The 23,248-nt window shown below is 40.5% G+C and carries 26 protein-coding genes and 1 other annotated feature; of the genes, 6 read left to right on the plus strand and 20 right to left on the minus strand.

Annotated features, from left to right (window positions below):
• Position 1 precedes the first annotated feature (1 nt).
• Both ylxM and LI164_RS03230 read right to left on the minus strand, forming a co-directional pair.
• Positions 2–367: a YlxM family DNA-binding protein gene (gene ylxM, locus LI164_RS03225; protein ID WP_005333016.1), complete on the minus strand. Its 366-nt coding sequence runs from the start codon at positions 365–367 to the stop codon at positions 2–4.
• Positions 368–464: 97 nt separating this feature from the next.
• Positions 465–1,355, minus strand: coding sequence for a S8 family peptidase (locus tag LI164_RS03230; protein WP_005333017.1), 891 nt, complete (start codon positions 1,353–1,355; stop codon positions 465–467).
• A gap of 136 nt (positions 1,356–1,491) precedes the next feature.
• Here LI164_RS03230 and LI164_RS03235 point away from each other — a divergent pair, with 136 nt between their 5' ends.
• A complete protein-coding gene (locus LI164_RS03235) occupies positions 1,492–2,133 on the plus strand; it encodes a J domain-containing protein (RefSeq protein WP_005333018.1) in 642 nt (213 codons plus the stop codon).
• A 152-nt stretch (positions 2,134–2,285) separates the two neighbouring features.
• The gene (locus LI164_RS03240; RefSeq protein ID WP_040015466.1) at positions 2,286–2,549 is read left to right on the plus strand and encodes a hypothetical protein; all 264 of its coding nucleotides are present in this window, start codon (positions 2,286–2,288) and stop codon (positions 2,547–2,549) included.
• Positions 2,550–2,626: 77 nt separating this feature from the next.
• On the opposite strand, the gene LI164_RS03245 is transcribed toward LI164_RS03240, so the two are convergent.
• Both LI164_RS03245 and LI164_RS03250 read right to left on the minus strand, forming a co-directional pair.
• Positions 2,627–3,271 (minus strand): Uma2 family endonuclease, encoded by a 645-nt coding sequence (locus tag LI164_RS03245; RefSeq protein WP_005333031.1) that lies wholly within the window; start codon positions 3,269–3,271, stop codon positions 2,627–2,629.
• Positions 3,272–3,741: 470 nt separating this feature from the next.
• Entirely contained in the window at positions 3,742–3,915 is a 174-nt protein-coding gene (locus LI164_RS03250; RefSeq protein ID WP_005333033.1) for a hypothetical protein, read from the minus strand.
• A gap of 103 nt (positions 3,916–4,018) precedes the next feature.
• Between LI164_RS03250 and LI164_RS03255 the strand changes: the two genes are divergently transcribed.
• On the plus strand, positions 4,019–4,384 hold the full coding sequence (locus LI164_RS03255; RefSeq protein ID WP_005333035.1) for a hypothetical protein: 366 nt from the start codon (positions 4,019–4,021) through the stop codon (positions 4,382–4,384).
• Positions 4,377–4,661 carry a hypothetical protein gene (locus tag LI164_RS03260; protein WP_005333037.1) on the plus strand — a complete coding sequence of 95 codons (285 nt, stop codon included), beginning with the start codon at positions 4,377–4,379 and terminating at the stop codon, positions 4,659–4,661. Before LI164_RS03255 ends, LI164_RS03260 begins: the two co-directional genes overlap by 8 nt.
• Positions 4,662–4,818: 157 nt before the next feature.
• Here the strand turns inward: LI164_RS03260 and LI164_RS03265 are convergent, their stop codons facing one another.
• From LI164_RS03265 to LI164_RS03275, 3 genes are all read right to left on the minus strand, one after another.
• Positions 4,819–5,280: an acyl-CoA thioesterase gene (locus LI164_RS03265; protein ID WP_005333043.1), complete on the minus strand. Its 462-nt coding sequence runs from the start codon at positions 5,278–5,280 to the stop codon at positions 4,819–4,821.
• A 1-nt stretch (position 5,281) separates the two neighbouring features.
• Positions 5,282–6,019 carry a tRNA pseudouridine(38-40) synthase TruA gene (gene truA / locus LI164_RS03270; RefSeq protein WP_040015467.1) on the minus strand — a complete coding sequence of 246 codons (738 nt, stop codon included), beginning with the start codon at positions 6,017–6,019 and terminating at the stop codon, positions 5,282–5,284.
• 302 nt (positions 6,020–6,321) lie between these two features.
• Positions 6,322–7,956, minus strand: a complete 1,635-nt coding sequence (locus LI164_RS03275; RefSeq protein ID WP_005333046.1) for an ABC-F family ATP-binding cassette domain-containing protein — start codon at positions 7,954–7,956, stop codon at positions 6,322–6,324.
• 323 nt (positions 7,957–8,279) lie between these two features.
• Here LI164_RS03275 and LI164_RS03280 point away from each other — a divergent pair, with 323 nt between their 5' ends.
• Entirely contained in the window at positions 8,280–9,146 is an 867-nt protein-coding gene (locus tag LI164_RS03280; protein ID WP_040015468.1) for a patatin family protein, read from the plus strand.
• Positions 9,147–9,481: 335 nt separating this feature from the next.
• Here LI164_RS03280 and LI164_RS03285 read toward each other — a convergent pair whose 3' ends face one another.
• Positions 9,482–10,123 (minus strand): histidine phosphatase family protein, encoded by a 642-nt coding sequence (locus LI164_RS03285; RefSeq protein WP_005333048.1) that lies wholly within the window; start codon positions 10,121–10,123, stop codon positions 9,482–9,484.
• A gap of 168 nt (positions 10,124–10,291) precedes the next feature.
• On the opposite strand from LI164_RS03285, the gene LI164_RS03290 reads away from it, so the two are divergent.
• Positions 10,292–10,771: an S-ribosylhomocysteine lyase gene (locus tag LI164_RS03290; RefSeq protein ID WP_005333049.1), complete on the plus strand. Its 480-nt coding sequence runs from the start codon at positions 10,292–10,294 to the stop codon at positions 10,769–10,771.
• Positions 10,772–10,773: 2 nt separating this feature from the next.
• Here LI164_RS03290 and LI164_RS03295 read toward each other — a convergent pair whose 3' ends face one another.
• The 12 genes from LI164_RS03295 to LI164_RS03350 form a co-directional block, all read right to left on the minus strand.
• A complete protein-coding gene (locus LI164_RS03295) occupies positions 10,774–11,316 on the minus strand; it encodes a cysteine hydrolase family protein (protein WP_005333050.1) in 543 nt (180 codons plus the stop codon).
• 173 nt (positions 11,317–11,489) lie between these two features.
• Positions 11,490–11,846, minus strand: a complete 357-nt coding sequence (gene rplT / locus LI164_RS03300) for a 50S ribosomal protein L20 (RefSeq protein ID WP_005333053.1) — start codon at positions 11,844–11,846, stop codon at positions 11,490–11,492.
• Between the two features lie 37 nt (positions 11,847–11,883).
• Entirely contained in the window at positions 11,884–12,081 is a 198-nt protein-coding gene (gene rpmI, locus LI164_RS03305; protein ID WP_005333054.1) for a 50S ribosomal protein L35, read from the minus strand.
• A gap of 40 nt (positions 12,082–12,121) precedes the next feature.
• Positions 12,122–12,616 (minus strand): translation initiation factor IF-3, encoded by a 495-nt coding sequence (gene infC / locus LI164_RS03310; protein WP_227086729.1) that lies wholly within the window; start codon positions 12,614–12,616, stop codon positions 12,122–12,124.
• A 281-nt stretch (positions 12,617–12,897) separates the two neighbouring features.
• Complete coding sequence (locus LI164_RS03315) at positions 12,898–13,773, minus strand: DegV family protein (protein ID WP_005333056.1); 876 nt, start codon at positions 13,771–13,773, stop codon at positions 12,898–12,900.
• Positions 13,774–14,005: 232 nt separating this feature from the next.
• Positions 14,006–15,367: a spore germination protein gene (locus LI164_RS03320; protein ID WP_040015469.1), complete on the minus strand. Its 1,362-nt coding sequence runs from the start codon at positions 15,365–15,367 to the stop codon at positions 14,006–14,008.
• 169 nt (positions 15,368–15,536) lie between these two features.
• Positions 15,537–16,055 (minus strand): deoxyuridine 5'-triphosphate nucleotidohydrolase, encoded by a 519-nt coding sequence (locus LI164_RS03325; protein ID WP_029731653.1) that lies wholly within the window; start codon positions 16,053–16,055, stop codon positions 15,537–15,539.
• 46 nt (positions 16,056–16,101) lie between these two features.
• Positions 16,102–16,875 carry an ABC transporter ATP-binding protein gene (locus LI164_RS03330; protein WP_005333063.1) on the minus strand — a complete coding sequence of 258 codons (774 nt, stop codon included), beginning with the start codon at positions 16,873–16,875 and terminating at the stop codon, positions 16,102–16,104.
• Positions 16,868–17,746: an ABC transporter permease gene (locus tag LI164_RS03335; protein ID WP_005333065.1), complete on the minus strand. Its 879-nt coding sequence runs from the start codon at positions 17,744–17,746 to the stop codon at positions 16,868–16,870. The genes LI164_RS03330 and LI164_RS03335 overlap by 8 nt, the downstream gene beginning before the upstream one ends.
• Before the next feature lie 14 nt (positions 17,747–17,760).
• On the minus strand, positions 17,761–18,783 hold the full coding sequence (locus LI164_RS03340) for an ABC transporter substrate-binding protein (protein ID WP_117606724.1): 1,023 nt from the start codon (positions 18,781–18,783) through the stop codon (positions 17,761–17,763).
• A 311-nt stretch (positions 18,784–19,094) separates the two neighbouring features.
• Positions 19,095–19,345 (minus strand) — a binding site (T-box leader).
• A gap of 91 nt (positions 19,346–19,436) precedes the next feature.
• Positions 19,437–21,518, minus strand: a complete 2,082-nt coding sequence (ppk1, locus tag LI164_RS03345) for a polyphosphate kinase 1 (RefSeq protein ID WP_117606725.1) — start codon at positions 21,516–21,518, stop codon at positions 19,437–19,439.
• Between the two features lie 5 nt (positions 21,519–21,523).
• Positions 21,524–23,224, minus strand: a complete 1,701-nt coding sequence (locus tag LI164_RS03350; RefSeq protein WP_040015470.1) for a Na/Pi cotransporter family protein — start codon at positions 23,222–23,224, stop codon at positions 21,524–21,526.
• Positions 23,225–23,248: the final 24 nt, after the last annotated feature.

A 23,248-nucleotide genomic window follows, 5' to 3' on the forward strand; every position in this document is an offset into this window, starting at 1 on the left:
ACTATAACTCCTCTATGATTTCTCCGGACAAGATTCGAATTCCGCTTAAAATATCTTCCCTGCGTTCTTTCTCATACTCATCCAGCAATTCATCAATCTGTTTTACTTTATTCTTCACGGTCATGAACTTCTCAACAAGATGAAGCTTTTCTTCATATCCTGCCAGTGCCTGTTCACACCGCTTTACAATATCATGTACTCCCTGTCTGCTGATACCGGCATCCCTGGCAATCTCCCCAAGGGAGAGATCCTCTAATAGAAACTGTCCGTATATCTCTTTCTGATGATCTGTCAGTAATTCTCCATAGAAATCAAACAGAAGAGCCTGTTTTAGAATCTCATTCACATTTATCACCTGTGTTATCATACACGATACGCCTCATGGTGTCAAGTATTTTTTCTTTACACTTATATTTTTATTGTATTTTCTCGCATACAATCCCTATTCCTTCCTCTTTAGACTTCTAAAGTTTCAGAAAATCGCGGATATTCAACATTCCCCACCCCTGTTCGCCTGCTCCGGGTAAATGTATGCACGTCTCCCTGAGTCTTAATTTCACCTCTACATTGCTAATCCTCGGATATTTTTCCATCAATAAAGCAACCGCACCGGACACGACCGGGGTCGCCATGGAACTTCCACTTTTTACCGTATACGCATCTTTCTTTCCGTGTATCTGACTGTTGCAGGAAATGATCTGGTATCCCGGTGCTATTACGTCCGGTTTCACTACACATTCTTTCGTAGGACCGGCTCCCGAACAGCTCCCCTTCTCTGCTTTTTCTGTTTTTACAGCACCGACCGTAATCACTTTACGACTGTTTCCCGGAATTGCAATGGTTCCTTCTCCCGGTCCGTTATTTCCCGATGACACCACAACAACTAGACCCAAGTCCCAGAGATGTTCTACAGCTTCGATCAACATTTTTTCTTTCCCGGGCTCCAGATTTTCCCCAGCTCCTGCTGACAGATTCACAATCCGTATCTTATATTTTCTGTGATTCATTTCCACCCACTTAAGACCTGCAAGAATACTCGCTACATTTGCCTCCCCTTTTTGATCCAACACTTTTACAATAACAAATCGACAAAGCGGAGCAATTCCGGACAGAATCCCACCGGACATCTGTCCACTTCCACCTAAGATCCCTGCCACATGAGTTCCATGTCCATTATCATCATAACATTTTTCTTTCCTATATATACAGTCCCGCCAGCCGACAACCCTGCTCTTAAAATCCGGATGTGGCGCAAGTCCGGTATCCAGAACCGCAACCGTCACCCCTTTTCCGGTAAGCCCTGCTTTTTTTATATCATCACACCAATAATGCACCATCTTTTTTACACGATCCATAAATGTCTCTCCAAAATATTTCCTTTAAAAATAGAATATTCGACGAAATAGAAATTGATTTCTTCACGCATTTGTCGTATGATATTCTTGCTAATTACTGGGGAGTAAATAGTGACACCATAAGGGGAGGAAATTTATGGAATCCAAAAACTATTATGATATACTTGAAGTTTCCGTAAAGGCGTCCGCACAGGAGATTACACTGGCTAAAAATAAACTGGCCAAGCGTTACCACCCGGACGTCAATATGAGGAACGGAATTGATACAACTGATAAGATGCAGGAAATTCTGGAGGCTTACCTTGTTCTTTCCGATCCGGTAAAGCGTGCCGAATATGACCGGGAAATCCGCGGAAACCGTCCTTCGAAAATGCAGACATTTAATCTCTATGAAGAATCTGAAGAAGTTGAAGACCCAGATCATCCTACATTTGTAACTTACTGGAAAGCAGCCGGTGCCTTATATGATATCATCGAGCAAAGCAATGCCCTGTTTCATCAGAAAAACAACTCGACCGTGCTTGGCGAACTGGCTGTCAAGGCACTGCATCATATCATTCTGCTGCGCGAAGCAAAAATTCCGGAGCGCTACTGGTATCCGGATATTATGAACTGGCTTCTGTTCAAATGGTATCAGAACCGGAATTATAATCTTGCATATCTTCTGAAGCTTTATGATGAGCATGAAAAGAATGATATGAACAAAATTGAAAAGTTAAAACTGCAGAACCGGGCTTACCGCTATCAGCATTCTGTGAAGAAGTTGCTGCGCTACTAAAGCCCCAAGCATTATTAAAATGTTATGTTATTACTCACAGCTTTCCTGTAAAGTCTAATGTAATGCGCAATATTAAAAGATATAATTTATTCACACATTTTCTCCGCAGACATAGGATATAGTGTAAATATTCTTTATGCGGAGGAATTGACATGAGCGATTTAAGCGCAACAAACTGTGGCTGTGGATGCGATGACGGAAGAAGAGGAAATGGCTGCGGATGCGGTAATGATTGCGGATTTGCAAATAATAGCTGCCTGTGGATTATCTTATTGCTTATCTGCTGTGGCGGATATGGCAATGGCTGTGGCGGATACGGCAATGACAGTTGCCTGTGGATCATCTTATTACTCATCTGCTGCGGTGGACTCGGCAATGGTTGTGGTGGATGTGGCTGTGGCAATGACTGCTGTTAGTTCTCATCTTTCAAAGCAATTGCGTAGACTGTTTTATAAAGTCAAAATGAGGGAGATTCGGTTGAATCTCCCTCGTTCTATTTTTCTTCTTTCTCATATATAAATCTGATTTCTTCATAAAATTCAGCAAAATCCACCTTACATTCTCCTCCAAATATTCCAACTGGAACCTGCGTATCAAATCCATAGATTTTCGGAATTTCTTCCTGTTCAAAATCGTAGACAATCACTTTTTTCTTTTCCGGATCAACAAGCCAGTATTCCCGTACACCTGCATTCTGATACTTCATTAATTTCAGATAAGAGTCTTTCTTCTTTGTACTTTCAGATAAAATCTCTATCACAAAATCCGGCGCTCCGTAAATCCCACGTCTCGTAATCTGATTTCTGTCACACACAATTAAAATATCCGGCTCTACTATTGTCTTATCATCTTTATCCAATTGCACACCTATTGGTGCAAAAAACGGAATACATGATCCGCCTTTTTTCTCTATGTATCTTGCTAAATATCCATGTATTTTAGCCGACAGCAACTGATGTACGCTTAGAGGCGGTGCCATATCATAAATCACACCATCAATCAGTTCAGCCCTCACATCTTCAGGAATGGCATAGTAATCCGAGATGGTATACTCTCCCTGCTTCTTTTTCTCTGCTAGATAAGTCACTGCCTCTGCCACTCTGTCCGGCTGCATCATGTTTTCTACGTCTTTTTTCATCTTCTTCGTTTTCCTTTCTTTGACAAATGTAATATGTCCGAAAGAATTCAAGAATGCCTCAGCATTCTTGCTGCGAGGTGCGCGTCATGCAATTGCATGACATACTTCTACTGCGCACCTCTGCAATCCTGCCGGAGGCTATATCAGCTGGGGGATTGACTCCCCCACTGATACCAGCTTGTTTCTCACCACCTATAGCGGTGGGAGTCATCTCCCTGCTGATATATAATTATATTATCTCATATTCAAAATATATTCAAGATATATTGCTATAAACATATTATTGTCACTTATTCACCACTTTGGAATATTACCTGATTACTATTAGGCTCCGAAATGATTGAAATTTGCAGATACATTTTGCGGATGATAAAGAAGCATCATCCGCATGTCGATAGATTACCATACTCTTTCAGGAATTGCCATTACAGATTTCTTACAATTCTGTTACATTTTTCCGAATGTTACAACTACACTTGCCGCATCCTGAGCATACGTTTATATTCGTTCAAATTCTCCTGAGTTCTTCTCCTCTCTTCCATCTGGTTCTTTTCCGTCTGTACATCTTCCAGTCTCTTTTTCAGCATACAATTTTCATCCAGTTCGTATACGGCATTTCCATCTATGATCAACTTTCTACTCATTTTTAATCTCCTTAAAATATCTTCTTACTATAAAATATGCCCGTTTTTCATAATTTCCATTCAAATCACATATATATTTACAACGATAATTTAAGGAGCGCTTATGGAGCAGAAGCCCAAATTAATGACTCCTTTTGACATGCTTGTTACTTCCTCTTCTCTTTATACACTAAAGCTGATGCTGCCTTTTGCACCTGCTTCCATGCAGCGCTCCTTAGCTATCTACATAAAATTTTCGGAACTGAAAGCTACGATGGAACATTTCTATGGATTTCTAAATACAGACCATCCTGGTTCCGTCCTGGAGCAGTTAAAATCCTGTTTAAGCCCGGAAGAACAGACGCAGATGTCACAAATGGAAGATCTCATGAATATGATGGAAATGATGCAGACTATGAATTCTGATTCCGATGGGGAAAATGGTTTCTCCCCTATGGATTTTATGAAAGGAGTTTTTGACAATGAATGAATGGTTAAACCACCCGGCACTAAAAAATATGGATCCTGTGAAACTGGAGCTGATAAAGCTTGCTGCGAAACAGACAGAGGGGAAAAACGGGAAATCACTTACCCCGGTCATGATGTCTCTAATCAGCAGTGCCCATAAAAAGGGAATCACTTTTTCTCCGGAAGAAATGTCCTTTGTTCTGGAAATCTTAAAAGATGGAAAATCAAAGGAAGAGCAGGCACAAATTGACCGCATGGTCCGGATGGTTTCCGGATATGCTAAGAGAGCCGGGAAATAATCCCAGCTCTCTTAGCTCTTTTATCATTCAAGAATGCCTCGGCATTCTTGCTGCGAGGTGCGCGTCATGCAATTGCATGACATACTTCTACTGCGCACCTCTGCAATCCTGCCGGAGGCTATATCAGCTGGGGAATTGACTCCCAGCTGATATAAAATTACAGTGATTTTCTAAGTTCTCTGCGTCGTTTTGCCTCTTCCCATTCTGCGGCTTCATCTTCTGTTGTAGGTTCAAGCCTTGGCACTGGAATCGGATGGTCGTTTTGATTCAGTGCTACCACTGTCAGATAAGCATGATTAATCAATGTTCTTGTGCCATCCATGGATTCTACATAGCTATCCACCTTAATGTCCATGGAAGTCCGTCCCACATAGACAAGCTGGCCAATGATCACAACACTGTCACCTGGATAAGCTCCTTTTAAAAAACTTAAATTATCCACACTTGCAGTCGTCACATTTGTGTGGGTATGGCGTTTTGCTACAAGTGCAGCCACCTCATCAATCCACTGCATGAGCATGCCGCCGAACAATCGTCCTGCTGCATTCAGATGGTTTGGTCTTACAATATGAACAGTCTCTACTCTGGAATCCGATACTTTTCTGCTTTCTACTTTCATATTAATATTCTACTTCCTGTAAATACAGTCCCTTCGGATCACAAGGATTTCCAACTGCCTTCTCACCGTTAAAAATTGCCTCAATATCTTCTTTCTTACGAAGACCGAATCCAATATCCAGAAGTGTTCCGATCATAAGTCTTGCCATGTTGTGCAGAAAATCGTCTGCCTGAATGAGGATCTGCATTTCCTCATTATCTCCGTAAATGTCAATGTCATAGACCTCACGTGTCGTGTTCTTGCTCTTCTTTGCAGTAGAGAAATTACGGAAATCGTGTTCTCCGATAAATAAAAGAGCAGCCTGCTGCATTGCCTTTTTATCCGGTGTCTTAAAGCAATGGTAAGTATGCTTACGCTCAAAAACACTTGGAACATCCATAATCGTCATACGGTAAACATAAGTTTTTGATACTGCATTCAACTGGGCATGGAAACGATCCGGAACTTCTTCAACTTCCGTGATTGCAATATCCATTGGCAGATACCGATTCAGATAATGCTGAATATCTTTTGTACTCAGATTAGAAGAAGTCTTAAAATTCGCCACTTGTGCGTAAGCATGTACACCGACTTCTGTACGGCAGCCACAATTCAGCTCAATATTCTTTTCACCAGTCATTTTCCCTAATACATCAATAATCTTGGCAGATATTGTGTTGTTAGATTCATCTTTTCCAAGTCTTGTCCAGCCTTGATAACGGCTGCCATCATATTCAATTGTAATTTTTATGTTTCTCATAATCTTATACTCCCTGTATTTAAACTGTAATGATATTTTATCCCTATCATTATACGATTTTAGTATAACAAATTCCATCATATAATAAAAGTGCCTGTTGAGGTTTCTTTTCAAGAATGCCTCCATCAACTGGGGTGATTGACTCCCACCACTGATACCAGCTTGTTTCTTACCACCTATAAAGGTGGGAGTCATCTCCCAGCTGATATAATAGAAAATGCAATTCTCACTATTATACAAAAAAACTGCAACTCAATCTTACAAGTTACAGTCTTTTCATCTCTACATATTAAATTTACTTTTTAGTCTTCGTCGTCATTCTGGACTGTGTATGTCTGACGTTTTCTTGCCATCTCATCACTTTCCAGATATTCGTCATATGTTGTTATCTTGTCAATCATCTTTCCGCCCGGAACAATTTCCATGATACGGTTTGCAGTTGTCTGAACAATCTGGTGGTCTCTTGATGAGAAGAGAATGACACCTGGGAATTTTGTCATTCCATTGTTCAGTGCTGTGATACTTTCCATATCCAGGTGGTTCGTAGGCTCATCAAAAATCAGTACATTTGCACCGGAAATCATCATCTTGGATAACAGGCAGCGCACTTTCTCTCCTCCGGACAGAACTTTCACTTTCTTTACTCCGTCATCTCCGGCAAAAAGCATACGTCCGAGAAATCCACGTACATAAGTCGCATCTTTCTCTTCAGAGTACTGTGTCAGCCAGTCTACAATTGAATAGTCATTATCAAACTCACTTCCACTGTCTAATGGAAAATATGCCCGAGAAGTTGTGATGCCCCATTTGTATGTTCCCTCATCTGGCTCCATCTCTCCCATAAGAATCTGGAACAGTGTTGTCTTGGCAAGCTCGTTACTTCCGACAAATGCGACTTTATCATCATGTCCCAATGTAAAAGAAATGTTGTCTAATACTTTTTCTCCGTCAATGGTCTTGCTCAGTCCTTCTACTGTTAATACTTCATTTCCGATTTCACGGTTCGGACGGAAATCAATGTATGGATATTTACGGCTGGATGGCTGGATATCATCAAGCTGGATTTTCTCCAATGCACGCTTTCTTGAAGTAGCCTGCTTGGATTTTGAAGCATTTGCACTAAACCTTGAAATAAATTCCTGCAACTCTTTGATCTTCTCTTCCTTCTTCTTGTTCGCCTCTTTCATCTGGCGGATGAGAAGCTGGCTGGACTCATACCAGAAGTCATAGTTTCCGGCATAGAGCTTAATCTTACCATAGTCAATATCTGCAATCTGTGTACAGACTTTATTCAGGAAATAACGGTCATGTGATACAACGATGACTGTGTTTTCAAAGTTGATCAAAAATTCCTCAAGCCATGCGATCGCATCCAGATCCAAGTGGTTCGTAGGCTCGTCGAGAAGCAGGATATCCGGATTACCAAATAATGCCTGTGCAAGCAGAACCTTTACTTTCTCAGGACCATTTAAGTTCTTCATCATCTCATAGTGAAGTTCTGTTCCGATTCCAAGACCATTTAACAATGTTGCTGCATCAGACTCTGCTTCCCAGCCATTCATGGTCGCGAACTCTGCTTCCAGCTCACTTGCCTTGATACCGTCCTCGTCTGTAAAATCTTCCTTTGCATAGATTGCTTCTTTTTCTTTCATAATCTCGTACAGTCTCGCATTTCCAAGCATAACTGTATCAAGAACCGGATACTCGTCATATTTGAAGTGATCCTGCTGTAAAAATGAAAGTCTCTGTCCCGGAGTGATGATGACTTCTCCGTTGGTCGGCTCAAGCTGTCCGGAAAGAATCTTTAAAAATGTAGACTTACCTGCACCATTGGCACCGATCAGACCATAACAGTTCCCTTCTGTAAATTTAATATTAACGTCTTCAAATAATGCTTTTTTCCCAACTCGTAATGTAATATTACTTGTACTGATCATTATATTTGCTCCTTTTTATCTATCAATCACGTTTTAGCTCATACGAAGAATATCTTACCAAAGATACGTCAAAATAGCAAGCCGGGAAACCACTGTTTTTCGGCACTTTACGCACTTTTTCTATTTCCGTCGCATCTTTTTACTGCCTTTTTATCTACTTCCTGCATTTTTAACTGATTTTTTGTAAAAAGGCATTTTCATGATTCTATTTTTCGTTATATAATATCACTTAGAAAATGTTTTCAAAGTCAGGAATCCCTGCCTTTGAATCATGTTTCACCGAAAACTATTATCGAATTATTACAAAACAAGAGGTGTTGATTATGATAAATGCAACAATCGTACTGGAAGGCGGTGCTACCAGAGGTGTATTCACTTCGGGAGTTTTAGATTATCTTATGGAACAGGATACTTATCTCTCCCACGTTATTGGTGTTTCTGCAGGAGCATGTAATGCCGTGGATTACGTGTCAAAACAGATTGGGCGTACACGAAACTGTATGATCGTGGAAGATAAAGAATACAACTATCACAATAATCTTCGTGATTTCATGCGTGAAAAGAGTCTTCTGGATATGGACATGGTTTTTGACAAGTACCCACGCGAAATCTTTCCATTTGATTTCGAAACATTTCAGAAATCCTGTGAACAAGGCGTGGTCTGCGAGCAGGTCACAACGAACTGCATTACCGGAAAAGCAGAATATATGATTGAAACACAAGATTTTGACAGACTGTTGCGCATCTGCCGGGCATCAAGCAGCATGCCTCTTCTGTGTCCTATGGTTAATATTGACGATGTACCTTATCTGGACGGCGGACTTGCAGATTCCATTCCAATCCGACATGCATTGCATCAGAACAATGAAAAGATTGTTGTGATTCTGACTCGCAATCCGGGATATCGCAAAAAGTCAATGACAAAAGGCATGGCAAAGTTATATCGCCGCGCTTATGGCAAATATCCGGAGGCTGTCAAGACTATGATCCGCCGGAATTATATATATAACAAAGAACTGGAGCTCATCGAAAAATTAGAACATGAAGGACGGATTTTCGTACTGCGTCCACTCGTTCCAACCGTATCAAGACTGGAGCAGGACTGTGACGTTCTAAGAGAATTTTACGAACATGGATATCACCTCATGAAGCGGAACTATGAGAATCTGATGAGGTATTTAGAAATATAGTGTTATTTGTAAATAATAAGCCTGGACTATGGCATTCTTGAATTCTAAATATCTGTGTGCTACTAACTTTTTAAGTGAATTAAACAAATATATACCAAAATTCTTCTAATCATCAGAGTAGTGATGAGAATTAAAAATCCCAAACTATAATGGATTGAACGGTAGAAGGATTTTCCGAGCATCAGTGAGTAGAGTTTTCGTGAATATGTACTGTCTGAGCCTGTTTTTAGGCGAGTTTACATATTCACGAAAAATAAACGACGCAACTGATGCCGGAAAATCCTTCGTGTTCAAGACACTATAGTTTGGAATTCTATTTATATTTTCACACTATTCTACCGCGCCCAATCCGGCACCTCATCTTCGTAATATACCTGATTTTCGGACGGTATCTGCATTTCTCCGTCTTTGATCTCTACTTCTGTGACTGCGCAGTTTTTATGAATGCTGCCAGCCCAAAGTTCGGATAATGGTGCTTTTTTTATATTATTGAGTAATGTTGCCAGCGCAACTCCGTGTGTGACCAAAAGAATATTTTTATCTTCGTATTCTTCCTGTCCTACAAGCCATTTAAGGAAATCATCTGTACGTTCTTTTACTTCTGCAAAGGATTCTCCACCCGGTGCTCCTGCAAAATGTTCCGGATCATCGTAGAATTTCAGGAATTCGTCCGGAACTTCCATCTGGTTTCTTGCTACACTTTTTCCTTCCCATTCACCAAAGGCAATTTCTTTCAGTCTTTTATCCATAATAATTGGAACTTTATTGCTTCCTTCATCTAAAATCAGATTAGCCGTCTCCAGTGCTCTTTTTAAGTCACTTGAAAAACAAAGATCGAATCTGACATTGCGAAGACCGATCCCTGTCTCTTTTGCGAGATGTCTTCCAAAATCATTTAACGGAATGTCTTCCTGTCCCTGTAGTCTTTTTTCTTTGTTCCAGTCTGTCTGTCCATGCCTGACTAAATATAACTTCATAATCTGTCACCTGTTCCCTAAAATTCTATTTTGCAAAAACAAATTTTGCATTTCAATCTCGCATTTTTCTAGCATATCTGTCTGCCAAATGTTATACTGGTATTATTGTATTGATGCATATTCTAATGTTCCAATACAATAAATCAGAATGAAAAGGAGTATTTTATTATGAAAAAAATCACAAGTTTCACCATAAATCATCTGAAACTGTTACCTGGCGTCTACGTATCTCGCGTAGATTATGTTGCAGGCAATCCGGTTACAACTTTTGACCTTCGTATGACTGCCCCGAACCGCGAACCTGTTATGAACACTGCAGAGATGCACACCATTGAACACCTTGGCGCAACATTCCTCAGAAACGATCCGGAATTCGGTGAAAAAGACATCTACTTCGGACCTATGGGCTGTCGTACTGGTTTCTACCTTGTACTTGCAGGCGAATATAAGTCTCGCGACATCGTTCCACTGATGCAGCGCATGTTTACATTTATCGCTGAATTCGAAGGCGATATTCCTGGTGCTGCTGCCCGTGACTGTGGCAACTATCTGGATCAGAATTTAGGAATGGCCAAATACCTTGCGAAAAAGTATCTGGCCGAAGTCCTGAACGATATTACTGATGAAAGATTGATCTATCCTGAATAATTTTATTCCTCATTTTCAATCTGAATCTGACATGTCTTCATGACTGCCAGTGCATTCTTATGGCCTTCTGGTGTTGATCCGGCACAGCATGCTGCATCAACGATAATCGGTTTATCCGGGAAGAAGGCTTTAAGAATCATTGCATTAGAGATCACACAAATATCTGTACAGACACCAATCAGTGTAATACTCTCCACTCTTTCATTCTTAATGACACGAAGATTACTTCTGTAATCATTCAGCTTAAATCCAAGTTCAATACTTCCAAATGATGATTTATTTAAAATATCTCCTTCACAGAGTACATCAATTTCCGGAGTCAGTTTCCATCCATCTGTACCTCGGATACAATGTTTAACCAGAAGATTCTTTCCTTCCTGTGTCTCCAGATATTTTTCATCGTGTGTATCACGGGTATAGAACACCTTTCCGTCAAAGTTCTTGATCTTCTCTGCCACTTTTGGCACAATCGCCTGAGCTTCTTTTGTTCCAAGCGCACCGTCAATAAAATCATTCTGCATGTCAATTACGACTAATATCTTCATAATCTATAACCCTCCAATACTTTTTTCGACATTTTGCTCTCTGTTTTCTATATTATATAATCTTTGTGAATAATGCAAGTGCAGTTGTAGATAAAAAAAACAAAAAAAGAGAACAAAATATATACATCTTGTTCTCTGATTTATTCTTATTCAAATAAGTATTCTTAATTTAATTAAGCGATTTTGCTTTTAGCAAGCTCTGCAAGTGTTGCAAATCCTTCTGCATCATTAACAGCCATCTCTGCAAGCATCTTTCTGTTGATATCTACACCAGCAACTTTAAGTCCGTGCATCATCTTGCTGTAGGAAAGTCCATTTAATCTGGCTGCTGCGTTGATACGAGCGATCCAGAGCTGACGCATCTGACGTTTGCGCTGTTTTCTTCCTGCATATGAGGATGTAAGAGCTCTCATTACAGACTGTTTTGCAACTCTGTACTGTTTAGAACGTGCTCCTCTGTATCCTTTTGCTAATTTTAAAGTTCTATTGTGTTTCTTTTTAGCGTTAAGTCCGCCTTTAATTCTTGCCATGTCTTATTTTCCTCCTTCAATCTATCTGCTGAAAATCTTATAAATATGGTAAGATTTTCTTCATGTTCTTTACGTTTGTCTCGTCTGCGATTGTAGCGTGTCTTAAGTTTCTCTTTCTCTTAGTAGACTTCTTTGTTAAGATATGGCTCTTGTAAGCTTTATTTCTTTTTAATTTTCCTGTACCTGTCTTTTTGAAGCGCTTTGCTGCTGCTCTGCTTGTTTTAATTTTTGGCATGATATAGTTCCTCCTTTAATGAAATTACATGTAATTATTTTTAACGTTTTTCAGTTAAAACCATGCTCATACTTCTACCTTCCAGTTTGGCCGGCTTCTCTACTACTGCAACCTCTGCCAGCATCTCGGCAAAATCGTCAAGAATATGCTTGCTCTGCTGCATATGTGCCATCTCACGACCACGGAAACGTAATGTAACTTTTACTTTGTTTCCTTTTGCGATAAATTTCTTTGCATTGTTTACCTTCGTGTTCAGGTCGTTGGTATCAATGTTAGGTGAAATTCTTACTTCTTTCACCTCAACGGTTTTCTGCTTCTTCTTAGCCTCTTTTTCTTTTCTTGCAAGCTCATATCTGTATTTACCATAGTCGATAATCTTGCATACAGGTGGCTGAGCCTTTGGAGCAATCTTGACCAGATCTAATTCAGCTTCCTGAGCCAGTTTCATGGCTTCCTTAACCGGCATTACACCTAACTGTTCTCCGTTCTCTGCAATTACTCTTACCTCTTTGTCTCTGATCTGTCCGTTAATCATTAAATCGCTAATTGTCGTGCACCCCCATCATAAAAATAAAATAAGTGAATAGTTCGAGACTATCCACTTATATATCTGCATCATAATCCTATTATGGTTATCAGCTCAATATCTGACCAATAGTCACCCGATTGTGCTATGGTGAGAGTGGATACTCTACTTTGTTTTTGTTTCACACAAGTGATAGATTAACACATCAATCCTGTAGTGTCAACAACTTTTTTGACTTTTCCTGAAATATTTTTGACTTTTTGACATTTCAACACTTTCCTATGCTGACCTTACAGCTTTACTTCTCTTTTATCTCCCATACAGAATACTGCTACAACACCCGGACCGGTATGTCCTCCGATAACAGTTCCGATATTGTTAATATAAATGTTCTGGATTCCCATTTTTTCCTGAACTCTTTTTGCAACATACTCTGCATCTTCCGGGCAATCACCATGTGTGATCATTATGATCTCATTTTCATATCCCTCTGCCTGCTTTGCGGCCATGTCTACGATCTTGTTCAGAGACTTCTTTCTGCCACGCTCTTTGCCAACTACTTTCAGACATCCATTATCATCCATAATAATGATTGGTTTAATCTGTACCATTGTTCCAAGCACAGCACTTGTCTTGGACACACGTCCGCCTCTATGCAGATGATTCAGATCATCCACTGTTACATCATGGCAAATATGAAGCTTATTCTCTTCTGCCCACTTTGCAGCCTCCTCAATCGTTGCCCCGTTTTCCTTTTGTTTTAATACATAATATAGAAGTAACGCCTCTCCCAGACATGCACACAGTGTATCAATTACAATAATCTTACGTTCTGGATACTCCTCTTGAAGTTCCTCTGCCGCAATTTTCATACTGTTGCATGTTCCACTTAATCCAGATGAAAATGAAAGATGCAAAATATCCTTTCCTTCTTTCAGATATGGCTCCAACGCCTCACGTGCTTCGTCCGGATTGATCTGGGAAGTAGTAGACATTTTTCCTTCTCTTAATTTGTCAAAGAATTCTTTTGAAGACAGACCTTCCATATCCGAATATGTCTGTCCATCAATTGTATATTTCAACGGAATATACGGCACGCCTCTCTCGGCCAGCCATTCTCTCGTTGTATCTACGGTACTGTTTACAGTAATGATATAGTCGCTCATCGCAAGTCCTCCTTATATAACCGCTTTTTGGCAGTGTATAAATGCTATACTCACCTATGCAATATCATACCATGTTTATAGGAAGGTTGCAAAATTTTTCTTATATTTGCTATTAACTTCAAGAATGCCTCGGCATTCTTGCTGCGAGGTGCGCGTCATACAATTGCATGGCATACTTCTACTGTGCACCTCTGCAAGCCTGCTGGAGGATATTTCACACAATTCTAATGTTTTAATTCAATCTGATATTCAAATAACTCCGTCCGGACAGCGTTTTGTTAAAGCAGATGCTGCAGATCACAATCACCGTTCCTGCCAGAAATCCAATCCAGTTAAATACCGCAGTCAGTACCAGTAATTCCAGTCTCATAAATTTTAACGCATATCCAAGCTCAAAATTAGGCTGCGTATAGTTCGCAACTGCCACAAATGCCATGTACAGCATAACTTCTGCGTTAAACCATCCGGACTTCACGGAGAACTCTCCCATAACAAGACCGGCAATCACACTCAAAGGCGTACTAAGCATGCTCGGGGTGTTCAGCGCTGCAAGCCTCAGACCATCAATAGCTACTTCCAGCATCAAAAGCTGAAAAATAAGCGGAATGTTAACGGTATCTTTTACCGCCACAAATGCAAAAATTTTCGGCAGCCAGCTCAAATTCTGCATAAATAACAAAAACACTGGTGTCAGAAAGATGGTCAGAAATGTAATAAGCGCCCGGGATATTTTCAAATACATGCCCGTCAACGTCGGAAAATAATAATCATTTGCTTCTTCAATAATATCCAGAATTGACGTTGGCAGAATCATTGCAGACGGTGAATTGTCCACCAGGATTACGACTTTCCCTTCCAGCAGACAGGCAGCCGCGGTATCCGGCCGCTCTGTAAATTTAAATTTCGGGAATGGATTGTACCATTTCCGTTTAAACAGGCACTCTGCCAGACTTTGCTGATTCATGCGAAGATCATCCACTTTGATATCCCGGATCCGGTAATTTAAATTCTTTAAAAGTTCCTGATCTACCCGGTCATCCATATAACAAAGTGCCACATCCGTTCTGGAACTTTCTCCAACCTCCAGCATTTTCATAACAAGATGCCGGTCACGGATACGCCGCCGCATGAGAGCGGTATTAAATACAATTGTCTCCACAAACCCGTCCCTGGAACCACGAAGAGATTTATCCTTGTCCGGTTCATCCACACTTCTCGCCGGATATGTTCTGCAGTCGATGGCAAGGCAAGCCTGATATCCGTCAATGAACAAACACGTGACTCCTGACAAAAGATTCCGGAAAATCTGATCAAAATCCCCGATCACGTCCACTTCCACATAGGGAATGCAGGTCGTTGCGAACGCCGCTGCGTCCTTTGGCATATCTCCCTCTTTGATATTAAAAAAAGAGTCCATGATTTTTAACATAGACTCATCTTTCGTAAAACCATCTATAAAGTAAAATGTAGCGTCTTTTCCTCCAATCTGTATATCCCTTTGAACGATATCAAAACTGTCTTCTACCGGCAGCATCTGATTCATATAGTCTACATTTTTATCTCTTTTTGAAAAAACTTTTGTCTTGTCAGCCATACATTTACCCTCATCTTCTAAAATTCTACTTACATTTTCTTTTCGTTGTTTCATCTGTTAATCGGTATATCTTGAAAAGTAATAATAAGTCAAAATCTATGATAATAGTATGTCTGAAACTTGCAGTATCATACTTGATGCCCTGACATTTTTTCAGTAATCCTTCTAATTATCTCTGGGATGTACTTCCGAACCCGCCATTTCTCACAGTTGTTACATCATCATCCATTGTAATTCCATATTCCACAAAGATTCCCTGCATAAACCCACTTCCTGCTTCCAGTTCCACAGTCTTTCCTTCATTGGAATCATTCGTAAGTTTTGCAAAAATGTGTCCTTCATTGTCTGAGTAAAAATAATCGCTATCGATAATTCCTACCGTATTATTAAGCTGCAGACGGTACTTAAATCCAAGTCCGCTTCTCGGGTAGCATTTTAACACCCAGTTTTCCTGCATCTCCACGCGGATTCCAGTCGGAATCTTTACTGTTTTCCCTGGTGCGAGCACAATCGGGATCGGTGTATAGAAATCATATCCGGCAGATCCGGCCGTTGCACGTTTCGGAAGCTTGATCGACTGATAGATTTCCTTTAATTCCCCTTCTTTCATTTCTCCGAAGGTGTCCTGAAATCCTTCTGCGAACTGTTCAAAACTTACTTTGTGAAACTGTGCGATTCTCTTTGCCATCATATGTTCTCCTTTTTTTCCTTACATTTTTTTGAAATCTCCCGTATTAATTGCCACATTCAATACTGATTTCATTAAATAAGGTAAGAATATCATCGATTGCCATATCTTCTTTCTCTTTGCCCTTTTTGTCCAGTATCATGTGACCATTATGCATCATCACGAGGCGATTCCCATATTCTACTGCATAGCGCAGATTGTGTGTGACCATAATCGTTGTCAATTGTTTTTCTTTTACAATCTTATCAGTGAGCTGCATGATCAGCTCTGCCGTCTTTGGATCCAGTGCTGCTGTGTGTTCATCAAGAATCAGAAATTCAATCGGTGTCATAGTGGACATTAAAAGTGCCATTGCCTGTCTCTGACCTCCGGATAAAGAACCGACTTTCACGTCCATCTTACCTTCCAGTCCGAGACCAAGCTGGGCAAGCTGCTCTCTGTAATATTCTATCCGAGCTTTATTCGTCCCACGTCCAAGACCATATAATTTCCCTTTATTGTCTGCCAGTGCCATATTTTCCAGAATTGTCATACTTGGACACGTGCCCATGGACGGGTTCTGATAAACACGGCCGATTCTTTTATTTCTCTTATATTCTTTTTCTTTTGTAATATCTGTATCCCCGATCAGAATCTGTCCAGACTCAACCGGGATACTTCCACAGATAATATTCAACATGGAAGTCTTTCCGGAACCATTGCTTCCGACTACGGAAAGGAATTCTCCTTTTTCAATATTCAGATTAAAATCCTGAAAAAGACACATCTCATTGACGGATCCTACATTATAATACTTTGAAATTCCTTTTAATTCAAGCATTTCCTTTCACCTTCTTCTTTCCACCCATGCTGATTACAAGAACAACCAGGAATAATATTGCTGTAATAAGCTTCATTGCCTGTGGCTCAAAGTTACGGATTGCCACTGCCACGCATGCTTTGTAAATAATCGAGCCAACCAGAACTGCCGTTGTTGTCTTCACAAATGAAATCTTTTTAAAGATACTCGTTCCAATGATGACACTCGCAAGTCCAATAACCATTGCTCCTGTTCCCATAGAAATCTCAAACACTCGCTCCTCCTGAGCAAATACACAGCCTGCCAGAGAGACAAGTCCATTTGAAATAGCAAGTCCAAGAATCTTTACATTTCCCTGGTCTTTTGCAAGAGAAGTTACAAGCACATGATTGTCTCCTACTGCTCTTAACAGATAGCCTGATTTTGTCTGCATATAAAGATCCAGAAGGATTTTACAGATTATCGTCAGAACCAGAATCAGGATCAGAGTCATATATGGTTTTATTCCTGTCGGAAGTCCATTTATAAAATCATTTTTAAAAATACTCTGCTGTGAAAACAGCGGTACATTTGCCGTTCCTGCAATATACAGATTCATGGTCCACAGGGCTGTCATCATAATAATACCTGACAGAAGATCACGTACTTTGCATTTTACATGGATAAGCCCTGTACAGATACCTGCCAGCACACCGGCTGCAAATGCCACCGGAAGCGTCAGATATGGATTCACTCCTCTTGTAATGAGGGCTGCTGTTACAGCCGCCCCCAGTGGAAAACTTCCGTCTACTGTCAAATCCGGAAAATCCAGTATTTTATATGTAATATAAAGTCCAAGTGATAAAATTCCATAGATAAGACCTTGTTCTAATATAGTTACGATAAGATTCATGAAAATGCCTCCATTTACTTGCTCTGTGTGATCTCGTCAAATGTTTCTACTGCATTGTCTGAAAGATCTGTTGGAACTGTAATTCCAAGGTTCTCTGCCACTTTATTGTTTACATAGAATCCTGGAGTTGTAATCGTCTCAAAATTAAGTTCTGATGCTTTTTTCTCACCCTTCAATACCTGGGCTGCCATTTTACCAGTCTGTTTTCCAAGAGAAATGTAATCGATTCCCTCTGCTGCAAGGCATCCGATCTTTACCTGCTCAATCTCACTTCCGAACACCGGGATTTTCTTGTCATTCGCTTTTTCAAGTATCGTTGGAAGAGAAGCAACAACTGTATTATCTGTCAGGTTTGTAATGCAGTCTACTTTACTTAAAAGATCATCCGCTGCGAGAGAAACATCTGCAGTTGTTGTAATTCCTTTTGTCACAAGTTCAAAATCATATTTACCTACAAGGTCTTCATATTCTTTGATTGCTGATACAGAATTTGCCTCACTTGTTGTATACATGATTCCGATCGTCTTTGCCTGCGGAAGCATCTCACGGATCATCTTAAGCTGCTCTTCTACCGGAAGTTTATCAGATGTTCCTGTCACCTCTCCTGCCGGGGTCCCATCTTCTGATGCAAGCTCTGCTGCAACCGGATCTGTAACTGCTGTATAAATGACCGGAATTCCAGCATCCATTGCTGCGTTGTATGCGCTTTGTGCACTTGGTGTTGCAATTGCACAGATCAGATCCACTTTATCAGATACAAAACTATCAGAAATCTGTCCTGCTGTTCCCATATCTGCCGCTGCATTCTTCATCTCAACTTTCAGGTTATCTCCTTCTTTGATTCCTTCTTCTTCCAGTCCCTGTAAAAATCCCTCCCGGCAATTATCTAAGGAACCATGCTCTGCAAACTGTTCAATTCCAATCGTATAACTTTCTTTTGCATCACTGCTCTTGTCGCTTCCGGATCCTGCACATCCTGTCAGTAATGCTGCCATCATTGCTCCTGTTAATAATCCTGCTACTAATTTTTTCTTCATAATTTTGTCTCCTTTTCTTTGTTTAAATTTTTCCTGTCTGCAGTCTGCATATCGCCAGCCGACTGACCACTTGTTAGGAGAGAAAATGTTCTGAGGGATTTATCTGGATAGAACAAAGAATATGCCTTGGCACATTCTCGCGCCGAGCGCGTTGCTGAGCGCCAGTGACGCTCGTCTAGCAACGACCGAAGTGAATACGGAGACGCTTGCGGCATAATTCTTATTCGCGCGAGTGCGCATCCTGCCGGAGGCTTTTTGTATAATAGGAAATGCAATTTCCTATTATACAAAAAAACCGCCTCAAACAAACTGTTTGAGGCGGTAATATTATCTATTATCGCGGTACCACTCAACTTGACATAATGTCCACTTTTCTCATGTACTAACATACACTCCTGATTGATAACGGGTTCGGTTCCCGACAAACCATAATCTTCTGCATTCAGAATTTCCGGCTGCCCTCGAAAGTCCATTCGATCATCCACTTAGTACGGCAATCACACCACCTGCCGCTCTCTGAAACTTCGTCAGATTATCTACTCCTCTTTCTCAACGGTTTCTATAAATATTTGTTTTATTTATGTTCTATACTTTAACGTGTTAAACTTATTTTGTCAAGTTCTTTTTTTGCAATTTTACATCAATTTTCATATCTATTGCAAAATAGTCTTATTTTTCTCCTGATTTTCCAAAGCCTCATATGCACTTTCATAGAAAAACTCCTGTGAATTAAGCGGTGCCTCTTCTCCCGGTTGTAATCTCGTATATTTTCCGCTGCTGTTCAGTTCTCTTGCCTGTACATTGTCACTGAGCATCGTGATAAACATCTCGTTCAGACGCAGCTTCAGATCCGGATTCTCCACCGGTGCCGCCACTTCGACTCTATGTACCGTATTTCTTGTCATCCAGTCTGCAGATGCTATATAAATTTTCTGTCTTTCTTCTTTTCCAAATATATAAATTCTGGAATGTTCCAAAAAACGTCCTACAATACTGATGACCCGGATGTTTTCTGTATACCCTTCCACTCCCGGGATAAGGCAGCAGATTCCACGTACAATAAGTTCTATCTCCACGCCTGCCTGAGATGCCTCAATCAATTTATCCATCAGCTTTTTATCAGTCAGAGAATTCATTTTCACACCGATATAAGCTTCTTCGCCTCTCTTTGCATGACGAATCTCTTCCTCGATCATATCAAGTAATCGGTTCTGAAGACAATTTGGCGCTACCAGAAGTTTTTTGCTGACCTGAACCGTTTCTCCCATAAATAACGCCTGGAAGATTGCTGCTGCCTCCTCACCAATCTCCTGATCATACGTCATAAGAGACAGATCTGTGTACAGTCTTGCTGTCTTCTCATTATAATTTCCAGTACCAATTTGTGTATAATACTCGATTTTTCCATTCGTCTTTTTTGTGATCAGACACAATTTTGAATGAACCTTATAGCCGTCCAGACCATATATGACTGTACAACCAGCCTCTTCCAGTCTTCTTGACCATTCAATATTATTTTCCTCATCAAATCTTGCTTTTAACTCTACAAGAACCAATACATCTTTTCCATTTTCCGCCGCATCAATCAAAGCTTCCACGACCTTGCTCTGCTTTGCGACACGATACAGTGTCATCTTGATTGATACAACTTCATCGTCATTTGCAGCCTCAGAAAGCATATCCAGAAACGGACGTATACTCTCATATGGATAAGACAATAATTTATCTTTCTCCTTGATCTGCTCCAGAATCGATCTTTTGCTGTCAATCTGTGTAGATTTCTGAGGCACTCGTTTCTCATAGAACAATTCCGGATGATTGCGCAGGCTGTCCTGGATCTGGAATACAAAGGACAGATCAAGTGGTGAACTTCCACGGAATACATATTTGCCATCCAGATCCAGATACTCGCAGATCTTATCCACGATATCTCCATCCAGTTCTCTGGAAAACTCCACTCTTACCGGAAGCAGACGCTTTCTTTTCTTGATGATTCCTTCCATAAAATCGCGGTAATCCAGATCTTCATCATACAACGCATCTGCATCTATATCTGCATTTCTCGTTACGCGGATCAGAGATTTTGCCTTCACAAAATAACCTTTGAATACTTTCGAAATGAAGTGGAGGATCAGCTCTTCTGCCAGCATGTAAGTTTCTTCTTCCCCCGGCACCTGCACAAGTCTCGGGAATACACCGGAATTACACGGAATAATTCCAAGTTTTTCTTTTCCGTTTTTCTTCTCCAGTACGACAACTGCATAGATACCTTTATTTTTCAAAAATGGAAACGGCTGTCTTTTTCCGACAACAATTGGAGAAATGAGCGGGGCAATCTCTGCATCAAAATACTGTTCCAGATATTTTCCTTCTTTTTTGCCAATTTTACGGAAATCCACAAGGCGAATCCCTGCCTGTGCAACTTCATCCATCAGATTTTCATAGACTGTATCTTTTCTGCGATTCAGCTTTGCGACCCGTGCCAGGATTGCCTGAATCTGTTCTTTTGCTGTCATTCCAGTTTTATTGTCTTTTACATTTTTCGAAACAATCATCTGATCGATCAAAGATCCTACACGCACCATGAAAAATTCATCTAGATTACTCTGGTAAATTGATGCAAATGTCAGCCGTTCACAGAGCGGATTTTTCTCACTTTCTGCTTCTTCCAACACTCTTTCATTGAATTTCAGCCAGGATAATTCCCGATTCATAAATATCGTTTCATTTGTCATTTTACTTAATTTTCCTCCTTTACAAATGCTGTAAATTCATTTAAATCAGACTGCGCAAGTACAGCATCTGCAATATTTACACAACAGTTTCCCATTCTTCCGATATTCTGAAGAACATGGTTAAACGGTACCGTCAACTTACTGGAACATTTTCCCTTTCCTACACGCTCGACATGGGATTTCCCCATATGTATGGTGAGATCCAGAACCTTTTCTTTTTTCTTCACAATTTTTTTTGCATTCTCTGTACTGCCCGTCATAAGTACCTGAATTGCCTCCCGGTACATACCCTGAATCTGCTCCAGACTCTTCGTCAGATCACGCATGGCTTCTTTGGAGTATTTGTACTTCTGTTCTTTCTTCTCACGGACAGATTCTGCAATCTCCATACTCAGACCATTGACGCGGTCTACATCTCCAAGCATATACATAAGCCCTGCTGTCTGGGTAGTCTGCTTCTCTGTCAGGGAACCGGAAGAAAACATATTTGTCAGATACTCATTGATCTGCTCTGTTAATTTTCCTACATCATGTCCTTGTTCCAGCACTTCTTCCAGTTGTTCATTGGTTTCCCCTTTCACAAGACTGATCAATTTCTGGAGTGTTTCACCTGCCATCTCACTGCATCTTGTAATCTCTTTTCTCGCAAGGCTCAGTGCAACTGTCGGTTGTCCGATCAGTTTATCATCAAGAAACTGCGGACGTGAAGGCTCTCTCTTTTCACTTGTCTTTGCGTCCGGAATGACTTTCATCACAATCTTCACCATCAGCCAGATCAGTGGAATCCAGATCAATGTCATCACAATATTAAAGCTTGTATGTGCATTTGCAATCTGTCGGGAAATCACCTGAACCTCCGGTCCCTTAGGTGAGATCATCTGGATCACATATGCGAATGGTTTGATAAGCCAGATAAAAATCAGTGCACCGGACAGGTTAAAAATACAGTGTGCAACCGCAGTTCTCTTGGCATCTCTTGGCTGTCCGACACTGGCAAGAAGTGCCGTAATCGTTGTTCCGATATTGTCTCCTAAAAGAATCGGGATTGCACCGGTCAGGCCCAGAATACTGGTTACACCATCCGGACCTGCCTGCGATGCAAAATTCTGCAGTACTGCGATGGTCGCACTACTACTCTGTACAACCAGCGTCATCATCGTTCCAACTACAACACCAAGCACCGGCATATCTGCAACTTTTGCAATTAAGTCTACGAAAAACGGACTGGATGCCAATGGCTTCATAACACTTCCCATAGTCTCAATTCCAAGGAACAATAAACCAAATGCAAAAATAGTCTGTCCGATACTCTTTGCTCTTTCTGATTTTACAATAAACGAAATAATAAATCCAATAAATATAATGATGTAAATATAATCACTCAGCTTAAATGCGATAATCTGAGCTGTCATTGTCGTACCGATATTTGCACCTAATATAATCGAAATTGCCTGTGGCAGATTCATAAGTCCTGCACTGACAAAACCAATTGCCATAACTGTCGTTGCACTACTGCTCTGAAGCACTGCTGTTGTAAGTGCACCTGCCAAAACACCAAGGATCGGATTCTTTGTGAGTAATGCAAGAATCGTCTTCATTTTCTCTCCTGCTGCCTTCTGCAGACATTCGCTCATCATATTCATACCATACAAAAATATTGCAAGACCACCTAGCAGGCCAAATACAATCTGTAACTTTTCATTCATCTTCGAATTCTCCTCTTTCTCTTT

Origin of the sequence: Dorea sp. 210702-DFI.3.125 (genome assembly GCF_020560945.1) — a bacterium.
Taxonomy (GTDB): domain Bacteria; phylum Bacillota; class Clostridia; order Lachnospirales; family Lachnospiraceae; genus Dorea; species Dorea formicigenerans.